We start from the raw sequence: 26272 nt of genomic DNA, 5'->3' as shown, positions 1-26272 counted from the left end.
CTTGGTTAACTTTTTAAAGAGCGTTGAGCGTCTGCTCAATCAAGGCCGCGTATTCTACATCGAATCCCGACCCTGTCAACCGTTAATTTTCAGCGCTTTCAAATCTCTCAAACCCGCTAAAAACCGTCCGGCTTACTGCTTCAAACGAGGCGCGCATTTTACACTGAACCGCCACCTTGTCAACCGCTTTCTGAAGAAATCTGAAAACCATTTTCTTCAAAGCTTTCAAGCAGTTACTCCCTCGGGCCACCCCTGTCTCAGTGGCTTGTCCCTCAGAAGTGGTGCGCATTCTACAGCCCTCAGGGAAACTGTCAACGACCAATTTCGGTTTATTTTCCCGGACTTCGGTTTCCACCTACTCGACTGTTCAAACGCCACTCAATGCGATCAACTTATGACCTGTTTCAGCCTCTTTTGGCCGTTCTCAGCGGAACCAGGGAATACCAGCCAAACCAGTACCCTCTTATGACAAGCAAAAAGACCACCACCAATCCATAGATCACCATCTCGGTAATATCGCTTCTGGCCTGGAAAATGAAATGCAGCCACACCAGAGCGACAGCCGGATAGATCAGACGATGCAGCGGTTTCCACCGACGCCCCAACCTGCGCATCAGCGCTTTGGTGGAGGTGGCCGCCAGGGGAATCAACAGCAGAAATGCCAGGGTTCCGAAGATAATGTATGGGCGCTTGGTGAACGTCGCCCACAGATCGGTCCACCCCAGAATGAACTGCAGAAATGCCATCAAGTGGAGCATCGCATAAAAGAACGCGAACAAACCGACCATCCTGCGCACTTTTATCCACCCGGCCCAATGGGTCCAGCGGGCCAGGGGCGTCATTAATAGAGTCACGATCAGCAACTGGAGTGCCGACAGGCCGAGCGTCTCGGTCACCGTCTGCCCCGGGTCGGGACCCAGGGAACCGGTGGCGATATCGAGGACCAGTAACGCAAGCGGCACACAGGACAGCAGGAAGACCAGTATTCTGAACGGCAGCATCGAGATGGTCATGGCTGTCCCTGTTCCCCCTCAATAGTACTTGGTCAGGTCCATACCCTTGTACAGGTGGGCAACCTGCTCGCCATACCCGTTGAACTTCCGTGTTTCCATCCAGTTGGGGCTCAACAGCCCCGACGGCAGCCGGCGCTCACGCTTCTGGCTCCAGCGTGGATGGTCCACCTCGGGATTCACGTTGGCGTAGAAGCCGTACTCCTGCGGAGCAATCATCTCCCAGGTGGTTTTCGGCCGCTCGTCCTGGAACCGGATCTTCACGATGGACTTGATACTCTTGAAGCCGTACTTCCAGGGCACAACCAGCCGCATGGGCGCACCGTTCTGCTTCGGCAGAGTTTTACCGTAAAGTCCGACCGCCATGAAGCTCAGCTCGTTCATGGCTTCATCCATCCTCAGCCCCTCCTGGTAGGGCCAGTCGATGGTACTGAACAGTGAGCGTTGCGCCCTCATCTGGTCCGGATCGTGGAGTGTCTCGAAATAGACATATTTGGCCCGGGAGTTCGGCTCGAAACGCTTGAGCATGTCCGCCAGGGGAATCCCGATCCAGGGGATCACCATGGACCAGGCTTCAACACAGCGTAGCCGGTAGATGCGTTCCTGATAGTCATGGGGACGAACCAGGTCTTCCAGGGCATAGGTTCCGGGCTTGTCGCACTCCCCTTCGACGACCACCGACCAGGGATCCACAGACATCTCGTCCGCGTATTGAGCGGGATCACCCTTCCCGGTTCCGAACTCGTAGAAGTTATTGTAACGGGTAACATCGTCATACGGGGTTTTCTCCTCGTCGGTGGAGAAACCGGGCATGGCTGTAAATTCGAGGGATTCGCCCTGTATCGGTAAGGCTGCTGCGCCCACAAGGCGAGGCACTCCGGCGCCAGCAAGAGCGGCCGCAACCATGCCACCCATGAAACGACGGCGGTCGAGGTAGACCGATTCCGGCGTGACGTCAGAATGGGAAAGGGCCCAGGACGGGCGTTTCTTGATAAGCATCGGGAATCTCCGTTAACCAGAAGCCTGATTGGTTGACCGGAGCATCCCGTCAGAATTCCCCGGGCGCCGGGCCCGGGGCAATGACTGCAGGGTTGTTACGCCTTATTTACGACGTGGTTTGCCGCGAAACAGGGCGCGGACAGGTCCGGACAACGCATAAAGCAGGAACACGGTAAACAATACGGTTGCCGGATCCAGGGCGATCACAACAAGCATCAGCACTACGAGCAAGATGGCAGCGAACGGCACCCGGCCCCGCAGATCAAGATCCTTGAAGCTCCGATAGAGAATATTGCTCACCATCAGCACTCCGGTACCGCCAACCACGATAACCGTCAGCATGGTCAGCCAGGTGGAGCTCTCGAACTGATGGAAACACCAGACCAGGCCGGCAACACAGGCAGCTGCGGACGGACTGGCCAGCCCGACAAAGAATTTCTTGTCCACCGAACCGATCTGGGTATTGAAACGCGCCAACCGCAAGGCAGCGCCGGCAACATAGATGAACGTGATGGCCCAACCGAACTTGCCAAGGCCGTTCAGGGACCAGAAAAAGGCCACCAGCCCCGGCGCCACGCCGAAGGCCACCATGTCCGCGAGACTATCGTATTCCTCGCCGAACTTGCTCTGGGTGTTGGTCATCCGTGCGACACGGCCATCCAGGCCGTCGAGGATCATGGAAACAAAGATTGCAATCGCCGCGTTATCAAAGACGCCGTTGGCGGCCGAGACGATGGCATAGAACCCCGAAAACAGGGAGGCAGTCGTCAGCGCGTTTGGCAGCAGGTAAATACCCTTGCGACGGACAGGCGCTCCTTCGACCAGCTCCTCTTCCACGACCTCACCGGAATCGATCTCCGGATCCGGGGTTTCTTGCTGTTCGTTCTTGAAGGCGGCTTCTGCGTCGACAGATTTTTTCTCGTCAGTCATTCCTGGAACTCCGGAAAGCATTTGGGCGGAGTATATACGAAAAACGCGGCCTCCCGGGCCGCGTTTTCGAAAACTGTGCCGGGAATCCGGATCAGTTCTTGTCCTTGTCCACAATCTTGTTGGCAGTGATCCACGGCATCATGGAACGCAGCTTCTCACCAACCACTTCGATCTGGTGGGCGGCGTTGTCACGACGGCGCGCGGTCATGGACGGGTAGTTCAGGCTGCCTTCGGAGATAAACATCTTGGCGTACTCGCCGCTCTGGATGCGCTTGAGAGCATTGCGCATGGCTTCGCGGGACTGCTCGTTGATGATCTCCGGGCCAGTCACATACTCACCATACTCCGCGTTGTTGGAGATGGAGTAGTTCATGTTGGCGATGCCGCCTTCGTACATCAGATCCACGATCAGCTTCAGCTCGTGCAGACACTCGAAGTAGGCCATCTCCGGCGCATAACCGGCTTCAACCAGAGTTTCGAAACCGGCCTTGACCAGCTCAACGGTACCGCCACACAGAACGGCCTGCTCACCGAACAGGTCGGTTTCGGTCTCGTCCTTGAAGCTGGTTTCGATGATGCCGGTACGGCCGCCACCAATGCCGCTGGCGTAGGACAGAGCCAGGTTCTTGGCGTTGCCGGAAGCGTCCTGGAAGATAGCGATCAGATCAGGGATACCGCCACCGTTGGCGAATTCGGTGCGAACAGTGTGGCCCGGAGCCTTCGGAGCCACCATGATTACATCCAGATCCTTGCGCGGAACGATCTGGTTATAGTGGATGGCGAAACCGTGGGCGAACGCCAGGGTTGCACCCTCTTTCAGGTTCGGCTCGATCTCGGCCTTGTACAACTGGGCCTGGTACTCGTCCGGAGTCAGGACCATGACCACGTCAGCGGCGGCAACGGCAGACGGTACGTCGCTGGTCTTCAGGCCATAGGCTTCGGCCTTGGCGATGGAAGAAGAGCCCGGACGAAGACCGACGGTCACATCAACACCGGATTCTTTCAGGTTGCACGCATGGGCGTGACCCTGGGAACCGAAACCGATGATGGCAACTTTCTTGCCCTGGATGATGGAAAGATCACAATCCTTATCGTAATAAACCTGCATGAGAAACCTCTGTTATTTGTGATGGCCCCGCAGGGCCATGATGTTCGAACTTGTCAATTCTGGCCGTTACAGGCTCAGCACCTTTTCGCCGCGGGCAATACCAGACACGCCGGTACGGACCACTTCCAGCACTCCGGAAGTCCCTACCGCCTGGATAAAGCCGTCGAGTTTATCGCTGTCACCCGCCAGCTGAACCGTGTACACCGAGCTGGTGACGTCCACGATCTGGCCGCGGAAGATATCCACCGTGCGCTTGATCTCGGCGCGCTGGGACCCGGTGGCCTTCAGCTTCACCAGCATCAGCTCGCGCTCGATGTGGGCGCCTTCGGTCAGGTCCACCAGTTTCACCACTTCAATCAGCTTGTTCAGCTGCTTGGTGATCTGCTCGATGACCTTGTCAGAACCGGTGGTGGTGACGGTCAGACGGGACAGGGTCTCGTCTTCGGTCGGCGCCACGGTCAGTGTTTCAATGTTGTAGTTGCGCTGGGAGAACAGGCCAACCACCCGTGACAGCGCACCCGGCTCGTTTTCCAGCAAAACAGAAATGATTCGACGCATGATCACACCCTCTCCGTCTTGCTGAGCCACATGTCTTTCATGGAACCGCGGGCTACCTGCATCGGATAGACATGCTCGAAGCGGTCGACATAGATGTCGACAAACACCAGCTTGTCTTTCATCGCCAGGACTTCCTTGAGCTTGGACTCAAGATCTTCCTTCTTCTCGATGCGCACGCCCACGTGGCCATAGGCTTCCGCCAGCTTGATGAAGTCCGGCAGGGACTCCATGTAGGACTGGGAGTGACGGGACTCGTAGTTCATGTCCTGCCACTGCTTCACCATGCCCAGGGCCTGGTTGTTCAGGTTGATGATTTTCACCGGCAGGTTGTACTGCTTGCAGGTGGACAGCTCCTGGATGTTCATCTGGATACTGCCCTCACCGGTGATGCACAGCACCTCGTCGTCCGGATGGGTCAGTTTGACACCCATCGCCGCCGGCAGACCAAAGCCCATGGTGCCCAGGCCACCGGAGTTGATCCAGCGATTGGGCTTGTCGAACTTGTAGTACTGGGCAGCAAACATCTGGTGCTGACCCACGTCTGAGGTGACAAACGCCTCGCCGTTGGTCAGCTTGCACAGAAGTTCGATCACTTCCTGCGGCTTGATGACATCCGGGCTGGTTTCGTAACGCATGCCGTGGAACGCCCGCCACTCGTCGATCTGCTTCCACCAGGAACCAATGGCGTCGGGATCCGGCTTGTCCTTGCTTTCTTTCACCAGGGCCAGCATCTCCTTGAGCACCGCATCCACGGGGCCGACGATGGGCACATCCGCTTCCACGGTCTTGGAGATGGAGGCCGGATCGATGTCGATATGGATGATGCGCGCACCCGGACAGAACTTCTCGGTGGCGTTGGTTACCCGGTCGTCAAAACGCGCGCCCACACAGAGAATCAGGTCCGAGTGGTGCATGGCCATGTTGGCTTCGTAGGTGCCATGCATGCCCAGCCAGCCCAGGTGCTGCTTGTCGGATGCCGGATAACAGCCAATCCCCATCAGGGTGTTGGTGAGCGGATAACCCAGCATGCGGGTCAGCTCGGTCAGCTGGTTCGAGGCCTTGCCCAGGATAACCCCGCCGCCGGCATAGATAACCGGGCGTTTGGCCGCCAGCAGCATATCGACCGCTTTCTTGATCTGGCCGGCGTGGCCACGAATGGCCGGGTTGTAGGAGCGCAGCTTGACCTTCTTCGGATAGGAATACTCATAGCGCTCGTTCGGCGTGGTCATATCCTTGGGGATATCCACCACCACCGGGCCGGGGCGACCGGTCGCGGCAATGTAGTAGGCCTTGCGAATGACTTCGGGAATTTCCTCGGGGTGGCGCACACTCAGATTGTGCTTCACCACGGGACGGGAAACACCGATCATGTCGGTTTCCTGGAAGGCATCCTCACCAATGAGGTGGGAGGCAACCTGACCGCACAGAACCACCATGGGGATGGAATCCATGAACGCGGTGGCAATGCCGGTGATGGTGTTGGTGGCTCCAGGACCCGAGGTCACCAGTACGGTACCTGGTTTTCCGGTCGCGCGGGCGTAGCCGTCGGCCATATGGACCGCCGCCTGCTCGTGCCGTACCAGAATATGCTTGACTTTGTCCTGCCTGAACAGCGCATCATAAATATGAAGGGCTGCACCACCCGGATAGCCGTATATGTATTCGATACCTTCATCCTGAAGGGACCGGATCAGCATATCGGCGCCAGACAATAACTCCACGATTTTCTACCCTCTTCTACGAGTGAATGAGCCGGGTTTCGTCCCGGTTGCCTGGATTCACGGTCTCCCTGCTTCTTGTGAAAGCGGAACCGGCTTGCTCCTCCACACCTGCAAAATAAGAGGTTGTCTCCTGGCCAGCCGCCCTCCTGAGGGTTGCGGAGAACGACCAATCAACGGGTTGCACGTAAGCAACAACCAGCGCACATCGGGACCCGACGTGTTCAGTGTGGTGATTAACGGGGGATACTCGCTCGGGATTGCCTGCCGAATTAACCCCAGTTTCAGGCAATCGCCAATTCTGACAGCGCGAAACTCCCTGTCAATAGCCGCTGGCCGTTAATCCGCCCAATATGACCGAAGGTCTGCCATACTTGGAGAATCCGGACCCAGAGATTTGAACCAGACGAAAGAAAATCGGCGTTCCGGATGGCATGATAGACTTCACCAATAATTCCAACCGGCAGCGGAATCTGACCGGCAGCAAACCACGGCGAGTAGATCCATGAACAGAAAAATCCTGATGTTGACCCTGTTAATGGCTTTGGTACCGGGCATTGCCCATAGCGGTTCTGTCTACAAATGGACGGATGAAAACGGCGTTACCCACTTTGGCGATCGCCAGCCCACGGGCACCAAGGCCGAACAGGTCAGTGTCCGTTCCGGCAAAGGCTCCACCAACGCGTCCAACCGCAACAGCCCGCAGGAGCAGGTGCAGGCCATGGAGCAGGAAGCGGAAAAGCGCGAACTGACCGAGCGTGAACGGGCCGAGATGGAAGCAATCCGCAAGCAGCGCGAAGCCAATTGTGCGACTGCCCAGTCCAACCTGAAGATCATCGACAGCAATGCGCGGATTCAGGTGGAGGAAGATGGCGAGCGGCGGTATCTTTCACCGGAGGAGATTGCGGAGCAGCGGATGCGGTTTGAGGAGATTGCCGAAGAAAATTGTGGGCCAATGGAAGAGTGAGGGGTGAAGGTGGGGTCAGATGAAGGCTTTCATCTGACCCCGTCTTAGACGTTACCCCGAGTCAGGCTTGGAAATGGGGTCAGAAGAAAGCTTTCTTCTGACCCCGACTTCAAATCCCGGCTTTGCCCGATACCGATCAGGCTTTCTCGAACACCAGCTGGTGATCCTTCACCGTGCCGCGAATGGTATCCCCCGACACAAACTCGCCCTGGAGCAGTTTCTGCGCCAGCGGATTCTCGATGTTCCGCTGGATCGCCCGCTTCAGCGGCCGTGCGCCGTAGACCGGGTCGTAGCCCACTTCCGCCAGCAGGTCCATGGCGGCGTCGTCCAGCTCCAGTTTCATGTCCTGTTCCTTCAGGCGCTTGCTCAGGCCGGCGATCTGGATCTTGGCGATGCCTCGGATCTGGTCTTCCGCCAGCGGATGGAACACCACCACTTCGTCCACGCGGTTGATGAATTCAGGGCGGAAATGGGTGCCTACCACTTCCATCACCGCATTTTTCATGGCCTCGTAGTTCTCCTCACCCGCTTTCTGCTGGATGATGTCGGAGCCCAGGTTCGAGGTCATCACGATAACGGTGTTGCGGAAGTCCACCGTGCGGCCCTGGCCATCGGTCAGGCGGCCATCCTCCAGCACCTGCAGCAGGATGTTGAACACATCCGGATGCGCTTTCTCCACCTCATCCAGCAGCAGCACTGAATAGGGGCGGCGGCGTACTGCTTCGGTCAGGTAACCACCCTCCTCATAGCCGACATAGCCCGGAGGCGCACCGATCAGGCGAGCCACGGAGTGCTTCTCCATGAACTCGGACATGTCGATGCGCACCATGGCTTCCTCGGTATCGAACAGGAAGGATGCCAGCGATTTACACAGCTCGGTCTTGCCCACACCGGTCGGGCCGAGGAACAGGAACGAGCCGTTAGGCCGGTTCGGATCGGAGAGACCGGCACGGGAGCGGCGAACCGCGTTGGAAACGGCTTCCACCGCCTCGTCCTGACCGATCACCCGGTCATGGAGAGCCTCCTCCATGCGCATGAGCTTGTCACGCTCGCCTTCGAGCATCTTGGATACCGGGATGCCGGTCCACTTGGAAACCACCTCGGCGATCTCCTCGTCGGTGACGCGGTTACGCAGCAGCTCCATTTTTTTCATCTCAGCCTGACCGGCCATTTCCAGCTGGCGCTCCAGTTCCGGAATCTTGCCGTACTGCAGCTCAGACATCCGGCCAAGATCGCCGGCACGGCGGGCGTTTTCCAGATCGATCCGCGCCTGCTCCAGATCGCTCTTGATCTTCTGGGAGCCGTGCAATGCTGCCTTCTCGGAATTCCAGACTTCTTCCAGGTCGGCGTATTCACGTTCAACACCGGAAATCACATCCGAGAGTTCTGACAGCCGCTTCTTCGACGCCTCGTCTTTCTCCTTCTTAAGGGCCTCGCGCTCGATCTTCAGCTGGATCAGCCGACGCTCGAGGCGATCCAGTGCCTCCGGCTTGGAATCCATCTCCATGCGGATCTGACTGGCGGCCTCGTCCACCAGGTCGATCGCCTTGTCCGGCAGCTGCCGGTCGGTAATGTACCGGTGAGACAGCTTGGCCGCTGCAATGATGGCCCCGTCGGTGACCTCGACGCCGTGGTGAACCTCGTAGCGCTCTTTCAGGCCACGCAGGATGGCGATGGTGTCTTCCTCGGTGGGCTCGCTGACCAGGACCTTCTGGAACCGGCGCTCAAGGGCCGCGTCCTTCTCGATGTTCTCGCGGTACTCGTCCAGGGTGGTAGCACCGACGCAGTGCAGCTCACCTCGGGCCAGCGCCGGCTTGAGCATATTGCCGGCGTCCATGGAGCCTTCGGCCTTGCCGGCGCCGACCATGGTGTGGATCTCGTCGATGAACAGGATAATCTGCCCTTCCTGCTTGGACAGCTCGTTCAGCAGGGCCTTCAGGCGCTCCTCGAACTCACCGCGGAACTTGGCACCGGCGATCAATGAGCCCATGTCCAGGGACAGCATTTTTTTGTCCTTCAGGCCATCGGGCACTTCGCCATTCACAATACGTTGGGCCAGACCTTCGACAATGGCGGTCTTACCCACGCCCGGCTCACCGATCAGTACCGGGTTGTTCTTGCGCCGGCGCTGCAGCACCTGGATGGTGCGGCGAATCTCGTCGTCACGGCCGATCACCGGGTCGAGCTTGCCTTCGGCTGCGCGCTCGGTCAGGTCGATGGTGTACTTGGACAGGGCCTGGCGGTTTTCCTCGGCACCGGGATCGGTGACGGCCTCGCCGCCACGAACTTCGTCAATGGCCTTTTCCAGGACGGCCTTGTCCACGCCCTGCTCTCGCAGCACCCGGCCCAGGGTTCCCCGGTCTTCCAGGGCGGCCAGCAGCATCAGTTCACTGGAGATGAACTGGTCCTTGCGCTTCTGGGACAGTTTGTCCGCCATGTTGAGCAGGCGGCCCATGTCGTTGGACATGGAGACATCGCCGGCGGAACCTTTCACTTCCGGCAGGTTCTCGATTTCCTGGGCGATGGCCTGGCGAACCCGTGCAGGATCGGCGCCGGCCTGCTTCAGCAGCGGCTTGATGGAGCTGCCTTCCTGGTCCAGCAGCGCCTGCATCAGATGCAGCGGCTCGATGAAGTTGTGGTCCTTGCCAACCGCGAGCGACTGCGCGTCCGCCAGCGCGGTCTGCAGTTTGCTGGTGAGCTTGTCGATTCTCATGTTTCCGTTTCCCTAATTCAGTTAGCGGATATCTGGCGAACCCTTTGGCGGTTCGGTTATATCCAAATTGCTTTGCATTTAAATGTAGGGGCGGGTGGTGGGACTTCAAGCTGGGGCGGTTTTATTTTGACGCTAAATTGACCACGGTCAGTTGTATTTTGGGAGCACACGATGGGCTGGTTTGTCCTCCCGGAACTGTCTGCAGCATGGATGCTGCAGTCAAGCCTACAGGGACGTATTCACGGCGTGTTCCGGGAGGACAAACCAGCCCATCGCCCAGACATCTGGGGAAATACAATTCCGGCTTAACTGATCCAGATCAGGGTCGCCATACGCCCTGTCCGGCCATCCCGCCGGTAGGAGAAAAACCAGTCCCGGTCGCGGACGGTGCAGAGGCTGCCGCCGGAGACGGAGTGAACGCCGGCACTGGCGAGGCGTTGACGAGCCAGCCGGTAGATATCGGCGAGAAAGTGGTCCGGGCGGGCGCCCTTTTCGGTGAACGCTCTGGCAGCGTCAGGGTGGTGTGACAGGAACGCCTCGCGGACTTCCGGGCCGACTTCGAATTGTTTCGGGCCGATGGCCGGGCCGAGCCAGGCGATCAGTTCATCGCCGGGCACCGCCATGGCGTTGATCAGGTTTTCCAGCACGCCACCGCACAGGCTTCGCCAGCCGGCGTGGGCAGCACCGACCACGCTGCCTGTTCGGTCGCATAGAACCACGGGCAGGCAGTCGGCGGTCAGGATGGCGCAGGCAATTCCCGGTTCCCGGGTGAAGCTGGCATCAGCTTCCGGGACGGTGGCGACGTTGTTTGCGGTGATCTCCACCACCTCGGTGCCGTGGACCTGGTTCAGCCAGGCGATACGGGAGGCGTCGAGGCCGGTGAATTCGGCCAGGTGCTCTCGATTGGCCTGGACATGGTCGGGATTGTCTCCGACATGACTACCGAGGTTGAGGCTGTCCCAGGGTGGCTGGCTGACACCGCCCTGGCGGGTAGTGCACAGCGTCTGGATATTTCTGGATGCGGACCAGTCGGGGCGGAGGACGACCTGTTCAGATATCATGGCTCTCCAGCTCCCGGACGTGTTTGCGCAGGGCTTCGATCAGATGAACCATGTCCTCCGGCAGCGGCACTTCCCAGCTGAGGGTTTCACCGGTTTCCGGGTGCTCGAGGGTCAGCTGCCGGGCGTGAAGCGCCTGGCGGTTGAAGCCGGAGAGTACTTCCCGCAATTCCTCCGTCGAGCCTTTGGGCAGGCGCATGCGGCCGCCGTAGAGCTGATCGCCCACCAACGGGTGCTTCACATGGGCCATGTGCACCCGGATCTGGTGGGTTCGGCCACTTTCCAGTTTGCAACGGATGTGGGTGTGGGCGGCAAAGCGCTCCACCAGCCGATAATGGGTGACCGCCGGTTTGCCGCTGGAGACCACGGCCATTTTCTTGCGCTCGCGGGGGTGCCGGCCAATGGGGGCATCCACCGTGGCGCCACCGGTGAGTGTGCCCACCACGACGGCGTCATACTCGCGCCCCATGGTTCGGGTCTGGAGCTGGTCGACCAGCGCGGTGTGGGCTATTAGACTGCGGGCCACCACCATGATGCCGGAGGTGTCTTTGTCCAGCCGGTGCACGATACCCGCGCGGGGCAGGTTTTCCACTTCCGGGGAGTAACTCAGGACCGCGTTGACCAGGGTGCCTGCGGCATGGCCTGCTGCCGGGTGCACCACCAGGCCCGCCGGTTTATTGATCACCAGCAGGTGTTCGTCTTCGTAGACGATATCCAGCTGGATATCCTCCGCCTCCCAGCTCACCTGCACTTCAGGCTCGGCATCCAACTCGATGACGTCATCGAGCATGACTTTGTCCCGGGGCTTGCGGGCTTCGCCGTTGACGGTCAGGGTACCGTCCTTGATCCAGCCTTGCAGGCGGGAACGGGAGTGCTCAGGCATCAGAGCGGCCGCAGCCTGGTCTAGCCTGCGGTCACTCAGATCGGGTGGAACGACAAATCGTGCGGTAATTCGGTTTTCAGATGACATCAAGCCCCCGGGGCCGGTGTGTTACGTTTTGATCAGATTCTGGCAATCGGGCGAGGTAACCTCTGCACATGGGCCGTCTTCCCCGCTACAATGGCCGCTGCTCAAAAACTTTTCGACATTATACGGGATTCCGGCATGAGATCAGTTGTTCGTTTGCTGTTGCTGTCCACCCTGGTGGTCATGATCAGCGCCTGCGCCAGTAACAAACAGGAGGAAGTCCTGCCGGAACAGACCTATTATGAGAATGCCCGCCAGGCTATGGACTCCGGCAACTTCAATGAAGCCGAGGAGAACCTGGATGCCCTGGAGACCTATTACCCGTTCGGCCGTTATGCCGAACAGGCCCAGCTGGATCTGATCTACGCCCGCTACCAGAACCTCGATCTGGAAGGCGCCCGGGCCGCGGCGGACCGCTTCCTGCGCCTGAATCCGCAGAGCGACCACGCCGACTACGCCCTGTATATGCGTGGGCTGGCTTCCTACAATCTGGATCTGGGCCTGGCGGCCCGCTATTTTCCGATCGACGTGGCAGCCCGGGACCCGGGCGAACAGACCCAGGCGTTCCGGGATTTCTCGCAACTGCTGAACCGCTACCCGGACAGCCCCTATGCCGAGGATGCCCGCCAGCGAATGATCGCCATCCGTAACCGCATGGCCGAACTGGAGCTCCATGCGGCCCGCTATTATATCAAGCGCCAGGCCTATCTGGCCGCCAATAACCGGGGGCGATACGTAGTCGAGAACTATCCCTCCTCCCCTGCCGTGGAAGAAGCCCTGATCATCATGGCCGAGACCTATCAGTTCCTGGACCTGAAAAAAGGCGCACGGGACAGCATTGCCTTGCTGCGGGAAAACTTTCCGGACAGTGAGGCGTTCAACGAGGACGGAGAGTTTGTGGCGGACCGGTTGAAGGGAGAGAACCGGTCGTTGATGAATGTGGTGACGTTCGGGTTGATTGGGGACGAGTGAAGTTGGAGCCAGACGCTAAATTGGGGTCGGATGAAGGTTTTCATCAGACCCCTGAGTTGACGCCTGACTCGAAGGCTTGACCTGAAGATGGGGTCAGATAAAGGCTTTCATCTGACCCCTGCCTGGCGGCCGGACTTCGGTGCCTGACCTGACCCGGGGTCTGAAGAACACTTTCTTCTGACCCCATTTTCATCCAATCCCCCTACTTCCCACTCTTCCAACCATTGGTAATCGGATACCGCCGGTCCTTCCCGAACCCTCGCTCGGTAATCCGCACCCCTATCGGCGCCTGGCGGCGCTTGTACTCATTGATATCCACCAGTCGAATCACCCGCGCCACGTCGGTGGCATCGAAGCCCTCCGCCACAATTGCCTCGGCACTGAAATCCCGCTCGACATAAAGATTAAGGATCTGGTCCAGCACATCGTACCCGGGCAGGCTGTCCTCATCTTTCTGGTCCGGTGCCAGCTCGGCCGACGGCGGGCGGGTGATGACCCGCTCCGGGATCACCAGGGATACGGTGTTACGGTAGCGGGCCAGGCGGAACACCAGTGTCTTGGGCACATCCTTCAGCACATCAAACCCGCCAGCCATATCACCGTAAAGTGTGGAATACCCCACCGCCATCTCGCTCTTGTTGCCGGTGGTCAGGACCAGGGAGCCAAACTTGTTGGACAGGGACATCAGCAATACACCGCGCAGTCGCGCCTGGAGGTTTTCCTCGGTGGTGTCCGGCTTTGTGCCCTCGAACGGCTTCGCGAGCGTGGCCATGAAGGCGTCGTACATGGGCTCGATAGAGAGCACGTCGTACTGCACGCCCAAAGCATTGGCCTCGGCTTCAGCATCCTCCAGGCTCATGCTGGAGGTGTAGCGGAACGGCATCATCACGGCGCGCACCCGATCCTTGCCCAGGGCATCCACCGCGACGGCCAGGGTGACAGCCGAATCGATACCACCGGACAGCCCCAGCACCACGGATTTAAAGCCGTTCTTGTTCACGTAGTCCCGGACCCCCGTGACCAGCGCCCTGTAAACGTTGGCTTCAAGAGACGGCTCCTCGGGCAAGGGCTGGGACACCGGCTGGCAATGGTGATCGCAGATAAAGTCGACCGGGTAAAGTCCCTCGCTGAACTGCGGCGCTTCGGCCATCAACGCACCGGAGTGGTCGTAGACCATAGAGCCGCCGTCGAACACCAGTTCATCCTGCCCGCCGATCAGGTTCACGTAGACAATACTGACAGCATTCTCCTGCGCCTTGCGCTCCAGCAGAGCCTTGCGCCGGGCCTGCTTGTCGATGTCGTAGGGCGATGCATTCAGGTTCAGGATGAGCCTCGCGCCCGCCGCGGCGCAATCCTCCACCGGGCCGTCCTTCCAGATATCCTCGCAAACGGTAATGCCCACTGGAACGCCGCAAATCTCCAGTGTGAGCACGTCCCTGCCCTCGGCAAAGTAGCGTTTTTCATCGAACACCTGGTAGTTGGGCGGGAACCGCTTGAAATAGCGGCCGGTAATTTCGCCCTGCTCGATCACCACGGCACCGTTGTAGAGCAGTCCGTGGTGGCGCAGGGGTGCTCCGATGACAATTGCCGGTTCAAGCTCTGCAGTCTTGAGCTCCTCCAGCGCCTCGTCCACGCGCAAGTCGAGGCTCGGCCGCAGCAGCAAGTCCTCGGGCGGATACCCGGTCAGGCAGAGTTCCGGGAACACCACGATGTCCGCCTGATGCTCGGTGGCCGCCTTGCGGGTGGCGTCAATCACCAACCTGGCATTGCCGGGAATATCCCCGACCAGGAAATCCAGCTGGGCCATGACCACCCGCAGCTTCCGGGCAGGCGATTGGGAGGACGGGGCGTTCCCGGACACGGACATAAATCGGCTCCTGTAACTCATTGCCATGAAAAGGCTATTATAACCCCGCGAGGGCGAGAATTTCTTCCGACCGACAAAGACAAAAGGCAACCATGGCAGGCAGTAAGTCACCGACCGGCAGCGCACAGGCGCTGAACCCGCCGGGCAACTGGCAGCAAGTGAAGCTGTTCCGGATCTACAACCATTACCGACTGGTGGTCAGTTTGATGCTAGTGGGGTTGCTGTTTATTGATCCGGTCGCCATGGAGCCCCGTTTCCGCTGGCAGGACTATTATCAGGCCGGCGTGGTGTCCTACCTGGCCCTGAATGCCTTTATCGGCATGACATTGTTCGCCGGCTTCCAGCCCAGCCAGCGGCATATCACCCTGTCCATCCTGCTGGACATCCTGATCATGCACGGACTGCTGATCAGCAGTACCGGCATTACCAACGGCCTGGCCAACCTGGTCATCATTTCCGTCGCCGCCGGCAACATCCTGACCCCGAGCCGCATGGGCACCTTCTATGCCGCCCTTGCTGCACTCTGCTCCCTGGGCATTTCCAGCTGGGCCGTCCTGGTACTGGATGAGAGTGGTGACGACATCGTCCGCGCCGGTTCTCTTGGCATTCTCTATTTCGCCGCGGCGTTTATCCTGCAGAACATCTCGCGCCGAATGATGCGAAGCGAAGCCCTGGCCTCGAGCCGGGCCCGCAGCATCGCCGAACTGGAACAGATCAACCAGCAGATTATCCAGCGCATGCGCACCGGCATCCTGGTGCTGGATCGCACCGGGCAGATCCGCCTGGCTAACGCGGCGGCCGAGGAACTGCTATTCGGCACACCAGGCGCGGAGGATTCAGGCCAGGTGCAAAACCGGGTGCTGCCCCAGCCTCTCAAGCTGGGCCTGGAAGACTGGCTCAATGATCCGCGCAAGCGCGTTGCTCCATTCCAATCCGCCGCGACCTCTCCGTTGCTCCAGGCCAACTTCACACAACTGGACCAGGAACAGGGGGACCTGATTCTGGTATTCGTGGACGACATGAGCAAGGTGACCCAGCAGGCCCAACAGATGAAACTGGCATCGCTAGGGCGCCTGACCGCCGGCATCGCCCACGAGATCCGCAATCCCCTGGGCGCCATCAGCCATGCCGCACAGCTGATGGAGGAGTCCCCCTCCCTCGATGAAGGCGACAAACGCATGCTGGACATCATCCGCCGCCACTCCAGGCGTGTAAACGGTATCATCGAAAATGTCCTGGATTTGTCCCGGCGCAAGGCAGCGAATGCCGAACTGGTGGATATTCCCGTGTGGCTGCAGGAATTCCGGCGGGACTTCCTGCAAACCCAGGATGACCAGTCAGAGCCGGTCCGTGTTGATGTGGTTATTGATCCGGATACGCCAGCCGCCCGATTCGACAAGAGCCAGATCGAGCAGGTGCTGGTCAACCTGTGCGACAACGGGCTTCGTTACAGCCAGCAGCAATGCGGCGAGAAGCATATAAAGCTGAGCGCCGGGACTACAGAGGATGGGGAACGTGCCTATCTTGATGTTCGGGACTACGGCCCCGGCATCTCGAAAGAACATCGGAGCTCGGTGTTTGAGCCGTTCTTCACAACTGACAAAAGTGGCACCGGCCTGGGCCTTTATCTGGCTCGGGAACTGTGCGAGTCTAACCAGGCCCACCTGTCCCTGGTGGAGGATGACCAGCCCGGCTGCTGTTTCCGCATTACCTTTGCCCCACCCGGGCGCCTGATCTGATCGGAGAGCCTGTTATCCCCGGGCGCGTACAACGAGATGGAACCAACACAAGACAATGACCACGCACACCGCACTGATCGTTGATGACGAGCCGGATATCCGGGACCTGTTGGAAATAACCCTTACCCGGATGGGCATTGAAACCCTGACCGCTCCGGACCTGACCACTGCCAGGCAACTATTGGACAGACACCAGCCCCAGCTATGCCTGACCGACATGAACCTGCCTGACGGCAACGGCATTGACCTGGTGCAGTGGATTCAGCTGAACACCCCGGCCACGCCGGTCGCAGTGATTACCGCCTACGGCAACATGGATACCGCCATCGAATCCCTCAAGGCCGGCGCGTTTGATTTTGTTTCCAAGCCGGTGGAGTTACCGAGATTGCGGGAACTGGTCAACAGTGCTCTTAAGCTGTCAGACGCCAAGCCGGAAACCGAAGCGGAAACCGACGAGCCTGGCCTTCTGCTGGGCAACTCACCGCAGATTCGCAAGCTCCGCAACCAGACCCGCAAGCTCGCCCGCAGCCAGGCGCCAGTGTTCATCAGCGGCGAATCCGGTAGCGGCAAGGAACTGGTTGCCCGCATGATCCACCTTCAGGGGCCACGGCGGGAAGGGCCGTTCGTGGCGGTCAACTGCGGCGCCATTCCCTCGGAGCTGATGGAAAGCGAATTCTTCGGCCACAAGAAAGGCAGCTTCACCGGTGCCGTCGAGAACAAGGAAGGCCTGTTCCGCTCCGCCAATGGCGGGACCCTGTTCCTGGACGAAGTGGCCGACCTGCCCCTGGCCATGCAGGTCAAACTGCTGCGGGCCATTCAGGAAAAGGCCGTGCGACCTGTGGGCGACACCAAGGAAGTGCCGGTCGACATCCGGGTACTGAGCGCCACCCACAAGAACCTGCCGGAGCTGGTGCAGGAGGGCAACTTCCGTCAGGACCTGTTTTATCGCATCAATGTAATCGAACTGGCAGTACCGCCATTGCGTGAGCGGGCCGATGACATTCCCCTGCTCGCCAACCACATTCTCGGGCGCATCGCCCGGGAATACGAATGCGACCCGGCGGCCCTTACCCAGGACGCCATCGAACGGCTTAAGGCCTACGACTTCCCCGGTAACGTGCGGGAGTTGGAAAATATTCTGGAGCGCGCCTTTACCCTGTGCGATGAAGATCGGATCAGTGCCGACGACCTGCACCTGGGCAACGGCGTGCAGCCTGCCGGTTCGGCGGATCCTGCCACCGACACGCCCGGTGTGCCGGAGGGGGAGATTGACCTCGAAGGTTTTTTGGAGAGCATTGAGCGGCAGGCCATTGAGAAGGCATTGGAGGCTACGCGCTGGAACAAGACGGCGGCAGCCAAAAGGCTGGGTATCAGTTTTCGGGCGTTGCGGTATCGGTTGAAGAAGTTGGGGATGGAGTGACCAGCCGATAAGGGGCGCCCCTTATCGACTGATCAACTCGCGCCAGCCCAGTCTTCCACGCAGTGTCTGATCACCAAAATCGACAACATTCTCGTTGGTGAAGTCGTCGAGCTGCCCGGTTCCACCCGCGGTGTTGTCGAACATCACGTTGCCCAGTATCCGGGACATGGACAGTATCCCACCGGTGTAGAAAAAGCCTGATGCCAGCCGATCCTGGTTGTTCACGACACCGTCGCCATTGGTATCAAACACCTGACGATCCGGATCGGTGCCGTCCAGGTCGACGAGCATACGGAAGCTCGCGCCATTCGAGGCGCAATCGTTGGTGGGCGGTATGGTGGTGTTGAACAAGATGGTGGAACCACGAACCTGCGGCATCATCACGACCCGCTCTCCGGACCGGGTATCGAAGTCGATATACCAGCCAAGATGCTCGCTGTTCTTGTCGTTCCAGACAATAGTTGCATCACTGAGGTTGCGAACAATACCGTCTTCCGTCGAGGTTTCAGTTATATCCCGCTCCAACAACTCCCCCTTCCAGTTGGCTTGCTCAACGCCGGAATCCCAGATAGCGTAAAACGATTGGGTAGACTGCTCACTGGTAATGTCGCTCTGGGTCAGGTACCGGCCAGTTCCGAACAGAACCAGCAGATTCGGATAGTTCTGCGTGGAAGTACCAACGTCCGCATTCCTGACAACCATAGGCGCCGAGGTGACTGGCTGACCTGCCGGCGTCGTAAACAAGGGCTCCGGCCCGCCATTCCCGCCGTAGGCGCTATTCCACTCATCATTGTCTGCGTCGTAGGCAAGAGCCCAGATCCGGCCGTCCAGATCGCTGCCATAGATGCGATCGACCAGATTATCCGCATCCAGATCAATCAGGCGCACATCTGAATTCATTCCACCGGAAGGCCCCGAATCCATTTCCAGGAACCAGTAATCCGAGTTTTCTGTCCAGGTGCCATCGAGCCCGCCTTCAAGACGCAGGATGAACAGGCCAGTCCTGCCGCTCGGAGCGTCAAGGCCATTGCCAAAGACAGCAACCCATTCATAGCCTGCGCCCATATCCGTGAGCATGATATTGACGGGCTCCGTGATATACCCGAGATCATCATCCACGAACTCCCATAGGACGAGGTCCTCCGCGGTCGATTCGGAGACCCCATCGGGATCCGTGATGTCGAGCGCAAACAGGCCCCGCCCGCCAGCACGCAAGCCACCAATCAAAACTGTGCGCCAGGAGTCGCCTGTGCCGTCCCCTATGTCAATATAGGCATCGGCAACAGTGGGAGTCAGATCGACGTAATACCGGTGCAGATAGCCTGGTTCGGTCAGGTAGTGCAATCCCTCGCCCTGCTGGCTGCTGAATATCAGGTCGGGCACATAGGCAAAGAGCTCCTTACCGCCGGTGGATTCGCGCGTACCCTCAAAGGCGTGCAACATGCCATCGTTGGCCCCGACGTAGACCACTGGTGTGCGATTGCTGATGGCACTGGAGTTGCGAAAATCCGAGTAGCGGTCTCCCTCGAGGCCATAAGGAGCCCTATCAGGCCAGCCCATGGACGGACGATCCACGAAGACCGGCGCGCTATGGACGATATCTCCCAGCCGGCTGTCACGGGGCCGGAAATCCCCCGAGGGCACCTCCCGGGTCCGGTCTCCGCGCAGATAAGCCAGCCGCTGCTTGGCCAGCGTCTCTGCGGCGGTGGTATCCATCGCTTCGGTTCCGTCCAGTAGATCGGCACGCTGGTCGGAGGTCAGGTTAGCCCATGCGAATCCCTCGCCACGTGCATTGGTGGCGTCGTAGGTGATGATTTGGCGGGGATTGAAATCCAGATTGCGCTGATCCAGCTCGGAGCCTGCTTCCCAGACCACATCGCCGATGTAGGAACCACTCTCCTGCACCAGCCGTCCGTTACTGCTGTTCAGGCTTCGGGCCGCCAGTTGACCACTCCAGCGGCGGCTGTTGAAGATAGCACTGAAAATGAGCGAATCGGACTCAACCGTTGCACTGCTGAATGTCACCGCTGCGGCCGCGCCGGACTGATCGTCGATATCCTCCAGCGCCTTGTTCAAACCATCGGTGATTTCTCCCGGCAGCCGGGCGTTGTAGATTTCGCCCTTGCCTTCCACTGTCGCCCGGTATACGTCATCCAGCTGAAAACTGAATATGTTCGGATCGGTCGTGTCGTTGGCATCGGGCCAGGTGGGTGGTGCAAGATAGGCATCGGCGACCGAATCGTAGAGCGTGCCATCGATCTCCCGACCATAAACCGATCCCTTGGCACCAAGCAGGACGCCGAAAGTATTCATGTGGAGGTTGGAGATGCAATCGAGGGACGAATCCTCGCCGCCATCGATACATTGACCGGGGACATTGACCTGGCCCGCGGGCATGTCCGGCCTGAGGTTGCCGGTGTAGTAGGTAGACGCGATATCTCCGAGGGTTTCCTGTCCGGCGCCATAATCCGAGGCGAAACCATCGGTATACATCAGCGCGTAGTTGCGCTGGCATTCGTACTGGATCGGGGCTCCGGTGTTCTGGCGCTGGTACTGGGTGCCAACATAATCCAGCGCGCCTCTGAGGGGTGACTCGTTGGTTGCAGGAACGTCGTCATAGGCGTGGAAGACTTTCTCCAGCAGAGTTTCAAAATCACCGCCGGCACTACGATCATCGGTATCCAGCATGGCAACAGGGGTTGCCTGGTCATTTACGACGGTCAGATCGGCGCGAACACCACTGATGGACTGCAGGGACTCCGCCAGGGCAAAGCGTGCGGACTGGTGCCTGCGGCGATGGTACTGGAACCAGTTGGAGAAGTTCTGCATCTCTTCAGCGAAACTTCTCTCGTAGTCGGTTCCAGCGTTATAGGTTTTTTCTTCGTTGACGGTTACTTTTTTGAGACATCGGCCATCCGGGGCAAGGGCGCCCTGGAAAGAGTTGCCGCCGGAGTCTTCAAAGACCAGTGAATTTTCCAGTGACCATTGCTCAACCAATAACGCAAAGTTTTCCGGATTCGGGTTGGAACAACTGCCATCCACGGCTTGATTTAGCGGATCGAACCACAGGCTGTAGCTACCATTTTCAACAGGAACATAGTAGGTAGCAGGGGTAAAAGTCACGCACTGATAAAACACATCCTGAACCAGATCACCAAAGAAGTCCCGGAGGTTGCTCGAGATCTGCTCAGCGGTACAGCCCAGCCCCTCACGAGTCAGTTCAGACAGGCTCATACTGCCATTCACAGTTTCACTCAGGATGGTGCCGGCATTCTCCAGGGTCTGATTACCGATACGAAGCTGTTCGCCCAGAGCCCCGGAGAACGCAAAGGGCAGAATCTTTGTCTCGGCCAACGGATAGTTGTCATTGCAATATTCCGGCACTTCCGCCAAACCCCAGTCAGCCCACCACTCGGCGGCCGCACACCAACTGTCTTCAAAGAAACTGGTGAAGCCATCGAGAAGAGCCGCCCCAGCGGTGGTGGAAGCCTCTTCAAAAGTCAGCTCGTAGTTAGGGTCAAGCAAAGGATTGCCAATCTCTGCATTGGCATAGTCCGAGCCCGACCAGGGCTCATAGCTCACCGAGGGATCGTAATATTGGGGGTTATAAGCGCTGGATCGCATGAACCCGTAGGCACTGATCGGTGGCACAACCAGGTAATCCTCATTAAGCCGCTGGCCGTTGTACTCCCGGGTTCCACCGGACTCCGGTGCGAGGAAGGTTTCGAAAAGATAGCCGTAATTAGCGTTACCAATGAGGCTGTTGGTGACAGTGTCCTTGAAGTCTGCGAGGTCCTCATTATCGAATGTGGGCGCGGTTTCCTGAATAAGGTTGCCGATCCAAGTGGTCAACGTTTCGTCATCAGCTCGCCCATAGGCCGCACCGCCGAAAAGCACCTCCATATCCATATACCGGGAGTCGTCCATTACAAATACGACGTTGTGCTTTACGCCCTGACTGATGAACAGCGGCGTTTGCGACGGGTTCAGCTCAGCGCCGAAACCAGCCGCCGGGAATACCAGGCCGAATGCGATCAGAAAATTGCAGAGGGTCTTTGCCAAACGCGTGCTCATAGCTCACCTGCGTAATAGACTTCAACAATTCGGCGGGCGTTACCGCTGAATCCCCGGGACATGGCAACGATCCGGAATCCCAGGGGGCGCGCGGCTCCTGTCACCATATCCTGCCGGCCGGCCATGACAACGTCCGTCACCTGACTCACCCCTGCCACATCGCCAACAAGCTCAATAAAATACCGGGGAACCGGCATACTCCGGCCCTCAAAGGATTCCAACCAGGCGTTGTAGGTGGCCGTGGCTGCAAAACTGTTATTCTCGCCCCAGGCATCGGGATCGTCGAAATCCGGCGCTGCACCCGGCTCATACAGCGGACCGTTGGTGTCGAAATCGGACAACACCACCAACCCGTCATCAATCCGCCGTTCGGCTTCCCGGATAACCTCTTCGGTAAGTTCAAGGCTGACATCGCCCTCTCTCTGGGCATTCACCATAAGCTCCTGCATGGTAACCCGATCAAGATTGCTGGAGGCCAGTAGGGTGAGCACCAGCAGGATCAGCAGAGTCATGACCAGAGCGACGCCCCTCTGCTTAGGATAATGGCCCATCAATTACCCCCGAAAATGCGGTTGCGAACGCTGGCGGTGAAGGAGTACTCGCGATACAGGGCACTGTCCGCCGGCGTCTGAAGGCCAGTTGCGGCGCTCGAACATTCGAGCCATCCCGGAAAACAGAAATCGACCGGATCATCGCTCACGCTGTCGTCCCTGGAGCGCACAAGCAGGCTGACACGAACGGCGAGTGTCCGAGCAAGAACATCCTCGGAATCGGCATCACTCGGGGCGGGCGGATCACGCCACTCCTCGACCGCAAGATCATCGTTGGTGTCGACGCCGATGAGCGTTCTCATGTCGCGGATCTCAGCGACCAGTTCGACCGGGTCACCAAAGCCATCGGCATTGCCACTGTTATCGGCAAGCAACGCCCTCTCGACTACCAGGGAGCGACGGCCCTGATCATCAGCCTGGATCGAATAACGGGTTACCGAGGGGCGGTAAATCTTGGCATTCTCGGTATATTTCTTGGGCATGGTCTTGATCGCATTGCCGGGATCAAAGGTGCCGCCCTTGTTGTGTACGATCAGGTCATTGCCCTTATCGTTGACATTGGTTGCCTGAAAGATATTGGCGTTTTCGCAATCGGTGACCAGCAGGATGTCACCCTCAGCAAAGGAGGAGGAATCCGTCACATGCAGTGACGCAGAGTCCGCCGCCGGAACCTTATCGACTCCAACCTCAGGCGCGCCTGAAATCCCCCTGAGCAGAATCACATGGGAGCCATCCACAATGGCATTGTTGGTATCCCCATCCGGGTAGATTTCCAGCCCGCGGCTGAAGTCCAGCACGTCCCCTGCGGAGGCTGAGTTGAGGTTGTTCTGTACGGACGTGGCCGCGGAAATGCATCCCCAGTAGTCGGCATTGCGAATCTCCCGCCCCAGGATCATTGCGCCCTCGCGACCGGACTCCTGCACATTGGCTACGGCACGGCTCAGGGTGAATGACTGCTTATTGGTGACGAAGATCTGGACGAGGCCGGCCACGAGGATGAGTCCAAGGGTCATGGAGATCATCAGCTCAACGAGCGATAAGCCTCGCTGGGCAACAGGCATCTGCAACCGTACGTCAGACATTGGTCAGCCTCGCTCGCAGAACAAATTCGTGCTCAGCCAACTCGCTCCCTGTCCCACTGCCATCGGCGTCAGTTATCTCTCGCCCCTCACGCTCCTGCCAATTCAGGGTTATGGTGACAACACCATTGGTCATCGCGATGGTGCCTTCGCCTTCAGGGAGTTCCCGTTCCAGCTTCTGGCACCAAAGACTGCGATCCAATGCTGCAATATCCGTAGAACTGGGAGAATCCGAAACAGCGCTACTGCATTCAGCTGCAGTCATGGGGTACTCATCCCACTGGCTTGGATTGGCTCGCATCCGCTCCACCATATCCATCGCCAACAGGTTTGCCCGGGTACGGATCTCCGCATTGGTATTCATCTTTAACGCGAAAATCTGCATGCCGCCCACGCCAAGAAGGCCGATAGCAAAGATCAATACCGCGACCAGGATCTCGATCATCCCGACACCACGTTGTTGTCTGATCATCCACCACCTCCACAGGCAACGCTTTCGGTCCGGATCTGGCCGCCACCGTTGACCTCGAGGACCTGCCCTTCAGGAAGACGGTCACTGCAAAAAGTCAGGCTGTAAGCCTGCTCTTCAATGGCGAAACCACCGCCGTCAAAACCGAAGGGCGCGGTCGCAAGCGTGGTAGAGGTGCCGGCTATCGATATGGAGTTTCCCGGCCCCTGAACCAGCCGAATCACTTCCGCATCCGTTCGAGCCCCATCGTCGTTTTCATCACGCCAGATAACGACACCGGAAGACCAGGAAGATCCATCCAGGGGAGATACCCAAACCCGGTCTGATCGACGCAATGCCTCACCTCGCGCTTGGCTGACGACCCCAAGCATCTGATTGGTCGTGGCCGTCAGTCGGTTTTGCTGGATCAGGGTCAGGAACGAGGGAATGGCCCAGGTGACCACGATGGCGAGGACTGCCAGGGTGATTACCAGCTCTATCAAAGTGAAGCCATTGGAACGTGAGTAAGCCATGCATAACCCTCAAGACCCTGAGAGGCAGCCAAATTGCCCCTTTTCAAACCAGTCTTATCATGAGTTTGCTAGCTAGAGCAGTGGCCTTAAAGCTGTAAGCAGGCCATTTTTTAAACTTTTACATTCCTATAACGATGCTGTCTAAGCAGATATGCCCCCATCCCACTTTTATATTAACAAGAATCCGGTTTAACATTACCGCGGGCAGGATGCCCAATAAATCGAAGAACTGGACAAGGAATAGTCTGATGCGACCAAAAACCGCGCTCAGCGGCTTCACTCTCGTGGAGTTGCTGATCACGCTAGCCATTGTTGCCGTAATCGCCACTATTACGGTGCCCTCCATGGATAACCTCATCCGCCAATCCAACCGTCATGCGGCGGTCAGTGACATGATCGGCTTGATTAATTTGGCCCGGAATACGGCCATCGTGGAACAACAAACGGTAACCTTATGTCCGCTGGACGAGAATGATGAATGTGCCCACGACTGGTCCGGTAGAATTACAGTTTTTCGTGACCCTGAATCCGATAAGAAACTTTCTGACGATAGTGAGGTAATCAGAGTATTGGATTCGCGGCAAGGCGGGGAATGGACCGCGAATACTGCGTCCAGGCCTTATTTCCGATTCATGCCAAATGGCACGGCGAACTACGCGATTGGAAACATGATCTGGTGCCCCGCTGATGACGACAGAACTGCGGCGACTCAACTTGTGGTCAACTGGGGAGGAAGAGTTCGCACATCAAGGGATCGTGATGGCGACGGTATTGGCGAGGATCGTCATGGCAATCCAATTATCTGTACTTGAGAAGATTTACCAAGGCACCACTCAGAGAAGCAGCAGATCGTGTTGAGGGCGGGCTCACAGAGGAATACAAGGGCCGTAAAAGCGGCCCTTCGATAAAGCTACCAGCAATCCGACGCGCCTGCACCTCGTGCTCCAGTTGATGAGAGCGTCAACGTTCCACAACGATCTCCCGATTGGGCACCGGTGGGAACTGCTTGCAAGAGATAGGCATTCTGTGTGACGTTGCCGCTGAATGACAGGTTATAAAAAGTAGCGCTCCCTTCTCTAGGTGATTTTGTAAAGGGTAACGTGGGTGCGCTGCCGTCACTTTCCCTGTAGTCAAACGACTTGGTATGCCGGCGCTCCATCCATTGCGCCAACTCCATTAACTCACCTTGCGCAGTTGTGCGTCTCGTTTTCTCAACCTGACTTTTATAGGACGGGTAAGCAATCGCTGCAATAATCCCGATGATCGCTACAACGATCATTAACTCTATCAACGTAAAGCCCCGGGCATTCCGATAGCTCACAAACATCTACAACTCTCCTTAGCTCGGATTAGCCACATTAATTATTGAAGGCGAGCGTGTATCTCGTTGACGTATCGACCGTTCTCGACATCAACCGATACCTCGTCTCCAGGGCCAATCAGCCGGGCTACTTTTGAACGAGACACAAGCACACCGTTTAGCTTGACTTCAGCCGGCAGTATATAGATCTCCTGCCCAACAATAAGCTCTCGCCCCTGAGAATCTATTGACGTTACGACA

General features: G+C 58.3%; 21 protein-coding genes. 5 read left to right on the top strand and 16 right to left on the bottom strand.

The features are described from left to right. Positions 1-404: 404 nt before the first annotated feature. The 6 genes from DET50_RS10760 to DET50_RS10735 all read right to left on the bottom strand — a co-directional run bounded on the left by DET50_RS10760 (position 405) and on the right by DET50_RS10735 (position 6326). A complete protein-coding gene (locus DET50_RS10760; protein ID WP_258546109.1) occupies positions 405-1013 on the bottom strand; it encodes a protein-methionine-sulfoxide reductase heme-binding subunit MsrQ in 609 nt (202 codons plus the stop codon). 18 nt (positions 1014-1031) lie between these two features. Further along, complete coding sequence (gene msrP, locus DET50_RS10755) at positions 1032-2009, bottom strand: protein-methionine-sulfoxide reductase catalytic subunit MsrP (RefSeq protein WP_113862852.1); 978 nt, start codon at positions 2007-2009, stop codon at positions 1032-1034. A 102-nt stretch (positions 2010-2111) separates the two neighbouring features. Beyond that, positions 2112-2939, bottom strand: coding sequence for a CDP-diacylglycerol--serine O-phosphatidyltransferase (pssA, locus tag DET50_RS10750; protein ID WP_113862851.1), 828 nt, complete (start codon positions 2937-2939; stop codon positions 2112-2114). A 91-nt stretch (positions 2940-3030) separates the two neighbouring features. Next, complete coding sequence (ilvC, locus tag DET50_RS10745) at positions 3031-4047, bottom strand: ketol-acid reductoisomerase (protein WP_113862850.1); 1017 nt, start codon at positions 4045-4047, stop codon at positions 3031-3033. Between the two features lie 66 nt (positions 4048-4113). After that, positions 4114-4605: an acetolactate synthase small subunit gene (gene ilvN, locus DET50_RS10740; RefSeq protein ID WP_092005803.1), complete on the bottom strand. Its 492-nt coding sequence runs from the start codon at positions 4603-4605 to the stop codon at positions 4114-4116. A gap of 2 nt (positions 4606-4607) precedes the next feature. Then, positions 4608-6326 carry an acetolactate synthase 3 large subunit gene (locus DET50_RS10735; protein ID WP_113862849.1) on the bottom strand — a complete coding sequence of 573 codons (1719 nt, stop codon included), beginning with the start codon at positions 6324-6326 and terminating at the stop codon, positions 4608-4610. A gap of 502 nt (positions 6327-6828) precedes the next feature. Here DET50_RS10735 and DET50_RS10730 point away from each other — a divergent pair. Next, a complete protein-coding gene (locus DET50_RS10730) occupies positions 6829-7290 on the top strand; it encodes a DUF4124 domain-containing protein (RefSeq protein WP_113862848.1) in 462 nt (153 codons plus the stop codon). Between the two features lie 136 nt (positions 7291-7426). Here DET50_RS10730 and clpB read toward each other — a convergent pair whose 3' ends face one another. The 3 genes from clpB to rluD form a co-directional block, all read right to left on the bottom strand. Continuing rightward, positions 7427-10003 carry an ATP-dependent chaperone ClpB gene (clpB, locus tag DET50_RS10725; protein WP_113862847.1) on the bottom strand — a complete coding sequence of 859 codons (2577 nt, stop codon included), beginning with the start codon at positions 10001-10003 and terminating at the stop codon, positions 7427-7429. Positions 10004-10308: 305 nt separating this feature from the next. Next, positions 10309-11064, bottom strand: coding sequence for a peptidoglycan editing factor PgeF (gene pgeF, locus DET50_RS10720; protein ID WP_113862846.1), 756 nt, complete (start codon positions 11062-11064; stop codon positions 10309-10311). Beyond that, positions 11054-12031, bottom strand: a complete 978-nt coding sequence (rluD, locus tag DET50_RS10715; protein WP_113862845.1) for a 23S rRNA pseudouridine(1911/1915/1917) synthase RluD — start codon at positions 12029-12031, stop codon at positions 11054-11056. Before rluD ends, pgeF begins: the two co-directional genes overlap by 11 nt. A 135-nt stretch (positions 12032-12166) precedes the next feature. On the opposite strand from rluD, the gene DET50_RS10710 reads away from it, so the two are divergent. Further along, a complete protein-coding gene (locus tag DET50_RS10710; protein WP_113862844.1) occupies positions 12167-13000 on the top strand; it encodes an outer membrane protein assembly factor BamD in 834 nt (277 codons plus the stop codon). A 202-nt stretch (positions 13001-13202) separates the two neighbouring features. Here DET50_RS10710 and DET50_RS10705 read toward each other — a convergent pair whose 3' ends face one another. Continuing rightward, positions 13203-14867 carry an NAD+ synthase gene (locus DET50_RS10705; protein WP_113862843.1) on the bottom strand — a complete coding sequence of 555 codons (1665 nt, stop codon included), beginning with the start codon at positions 14865-14867 and terminating at the stop codon, positions 13203-13205. Positions 14868-14959: 92 nt separating this feature from the next. On the opposite strand from DET50_RS10705, the gene DET50_RS10700 reads away from it, so the two are divergent. Both DET50_RS10700 and DET50_RS10695 read left to right on the top strand, forming a co-directional pair. After that, positions 14960-16606, top strand: a complete 1647-nt coding sequence (locus DET50_RS10700) for a sensor histidine kinase (protein WP_113862842.1) — start codon at positions 14960-14962, stop codon at positions 16604-16606. Between the two features lie 55 nt (positions 16607-16661). Next, complete coding sequence (locus DET50_RS10695) at positions 16662-18026, top strand: sigma-54-dependent transcriptional regulator (protein ID WP_113862841.1); 1365 nt, start codon at positions 16662-16664, stop codon at positions 18024-18026. A gap of 21 nt (positions 18027-18047) precedes the next feature. Here DET50_RS10695 and DET50_RS10690 read toward each other — a convergent pair whose 3' ends face one another. Genes DET50_RS10690 through DET50_RS10670 form a run of 5 tightly spaced genes read right to left on the bottom strand, consistent with a single transcriptional unit; the run spans position 18048 to position 24711 of the window. Next, entirely contained in the window at positions 18048-22100 is a 4053-nt protein-coding gene (locus DET50_RS10690; protein ID WP_113862840.1) for a pilus assembly protein, read from the bottom strand. Then, positions 22097-22651 carry a pilus assembly PilX family protein gene (locus tag DET50_RS10685; RefSeq protein ID WP_113862839.1) on the bottom strand — a complete coding sequence of 185 codons (555 nt, stop codon included), beginning with the start codon at positions 22649-22651 and terminating at the stop codon, positions 22097-22099. Before DET50_RS10685 ends, DET50_RS10690 begins: the two co-directional genes overlap by 4 nt. Beyond that, a complete protein-coding gene (locus DET50_RS10680) occupies positions 22651-23733 on the bottom strand; it encodes a PilW family protein (protein ID WP_113862861.1) in 1083 nt (360 codons plus the stop codon). The genes DET50_RS10685 and DET50_RS10680 overlap by 1 nt, the downstream gene beginning before the upstream one ends. After that, entirely contained in the window at positions 23726-24202 is a 477-nt protein-coding gene (gene pilV, locus DET50_RS10675) for a type IV pilus modification protein PilV (RefSeq protein ID WP_113862838.1), read from the bottom strand. Before pilV ends, DET50_RS10680 begins: the two co-directional genes overlap by 8 nt. Further along, positions 24199-24711, bottom strand: a complete 513-nt coding sequence (locus tag DET50_RS10670) for a GspH/FimT family pseudopilin (protein ID WP_113862860.1) — start codon at positions 24709-24711, stop codon at positions 24199-24201. The genes pilV and DET50_RS10670 overlap by 4 nt, the downstream gene beginning before the upstream one ends. Positions 24712-24959: 248 nt before the next feature. Here DET50_RS10670 and DET50_RS10665 point away from each other — a divergent pair, with 248 nt between their 5' ends. Further along, complete coding sequence (locus DET50_RS10665) at positions 24960-25523, top strand: GspH/FimT family pseudopilin (RefSeq protein ID WP_181799970.1); 564 nt, start codon at positions 24960-24962, stop codon at positions 25521-25523. A gap of 98 nt (positions 25524-25621) precedes the next feature. On the opposite strand, the gene DET50_RS10660 is transcribed toward DET50_RS10665, so the two are convergent. Next, on the bottom strand, positions 25622-26038 hold the full coding sequence (locus DET50_RS10660; RefSeq protein WP_113862836.1) for a type IV pilin protein: 417 nt from the start codon (positions 26036-26038) through the stop codon (positions 25622-25624). Between the last annotated feature and the right edge of the window lie 234 nt (positions 26039-26272).

The organism is Marinobacter pelagius, from assembly GCF_003315345.1.
GTDB classification, from domain to species: Bacteria; Pseudomonadota; Gammaproteobacteria; order Pseudomonadales; family Oleiphilaceae; genus Marinobacter; species Marinobacter pelagius_A.
The sequence above is the reverse complement of the archived record's forward strand: the minus strand, read 5'-3'. Positions and strand labels throughout refer to the sequence as shown.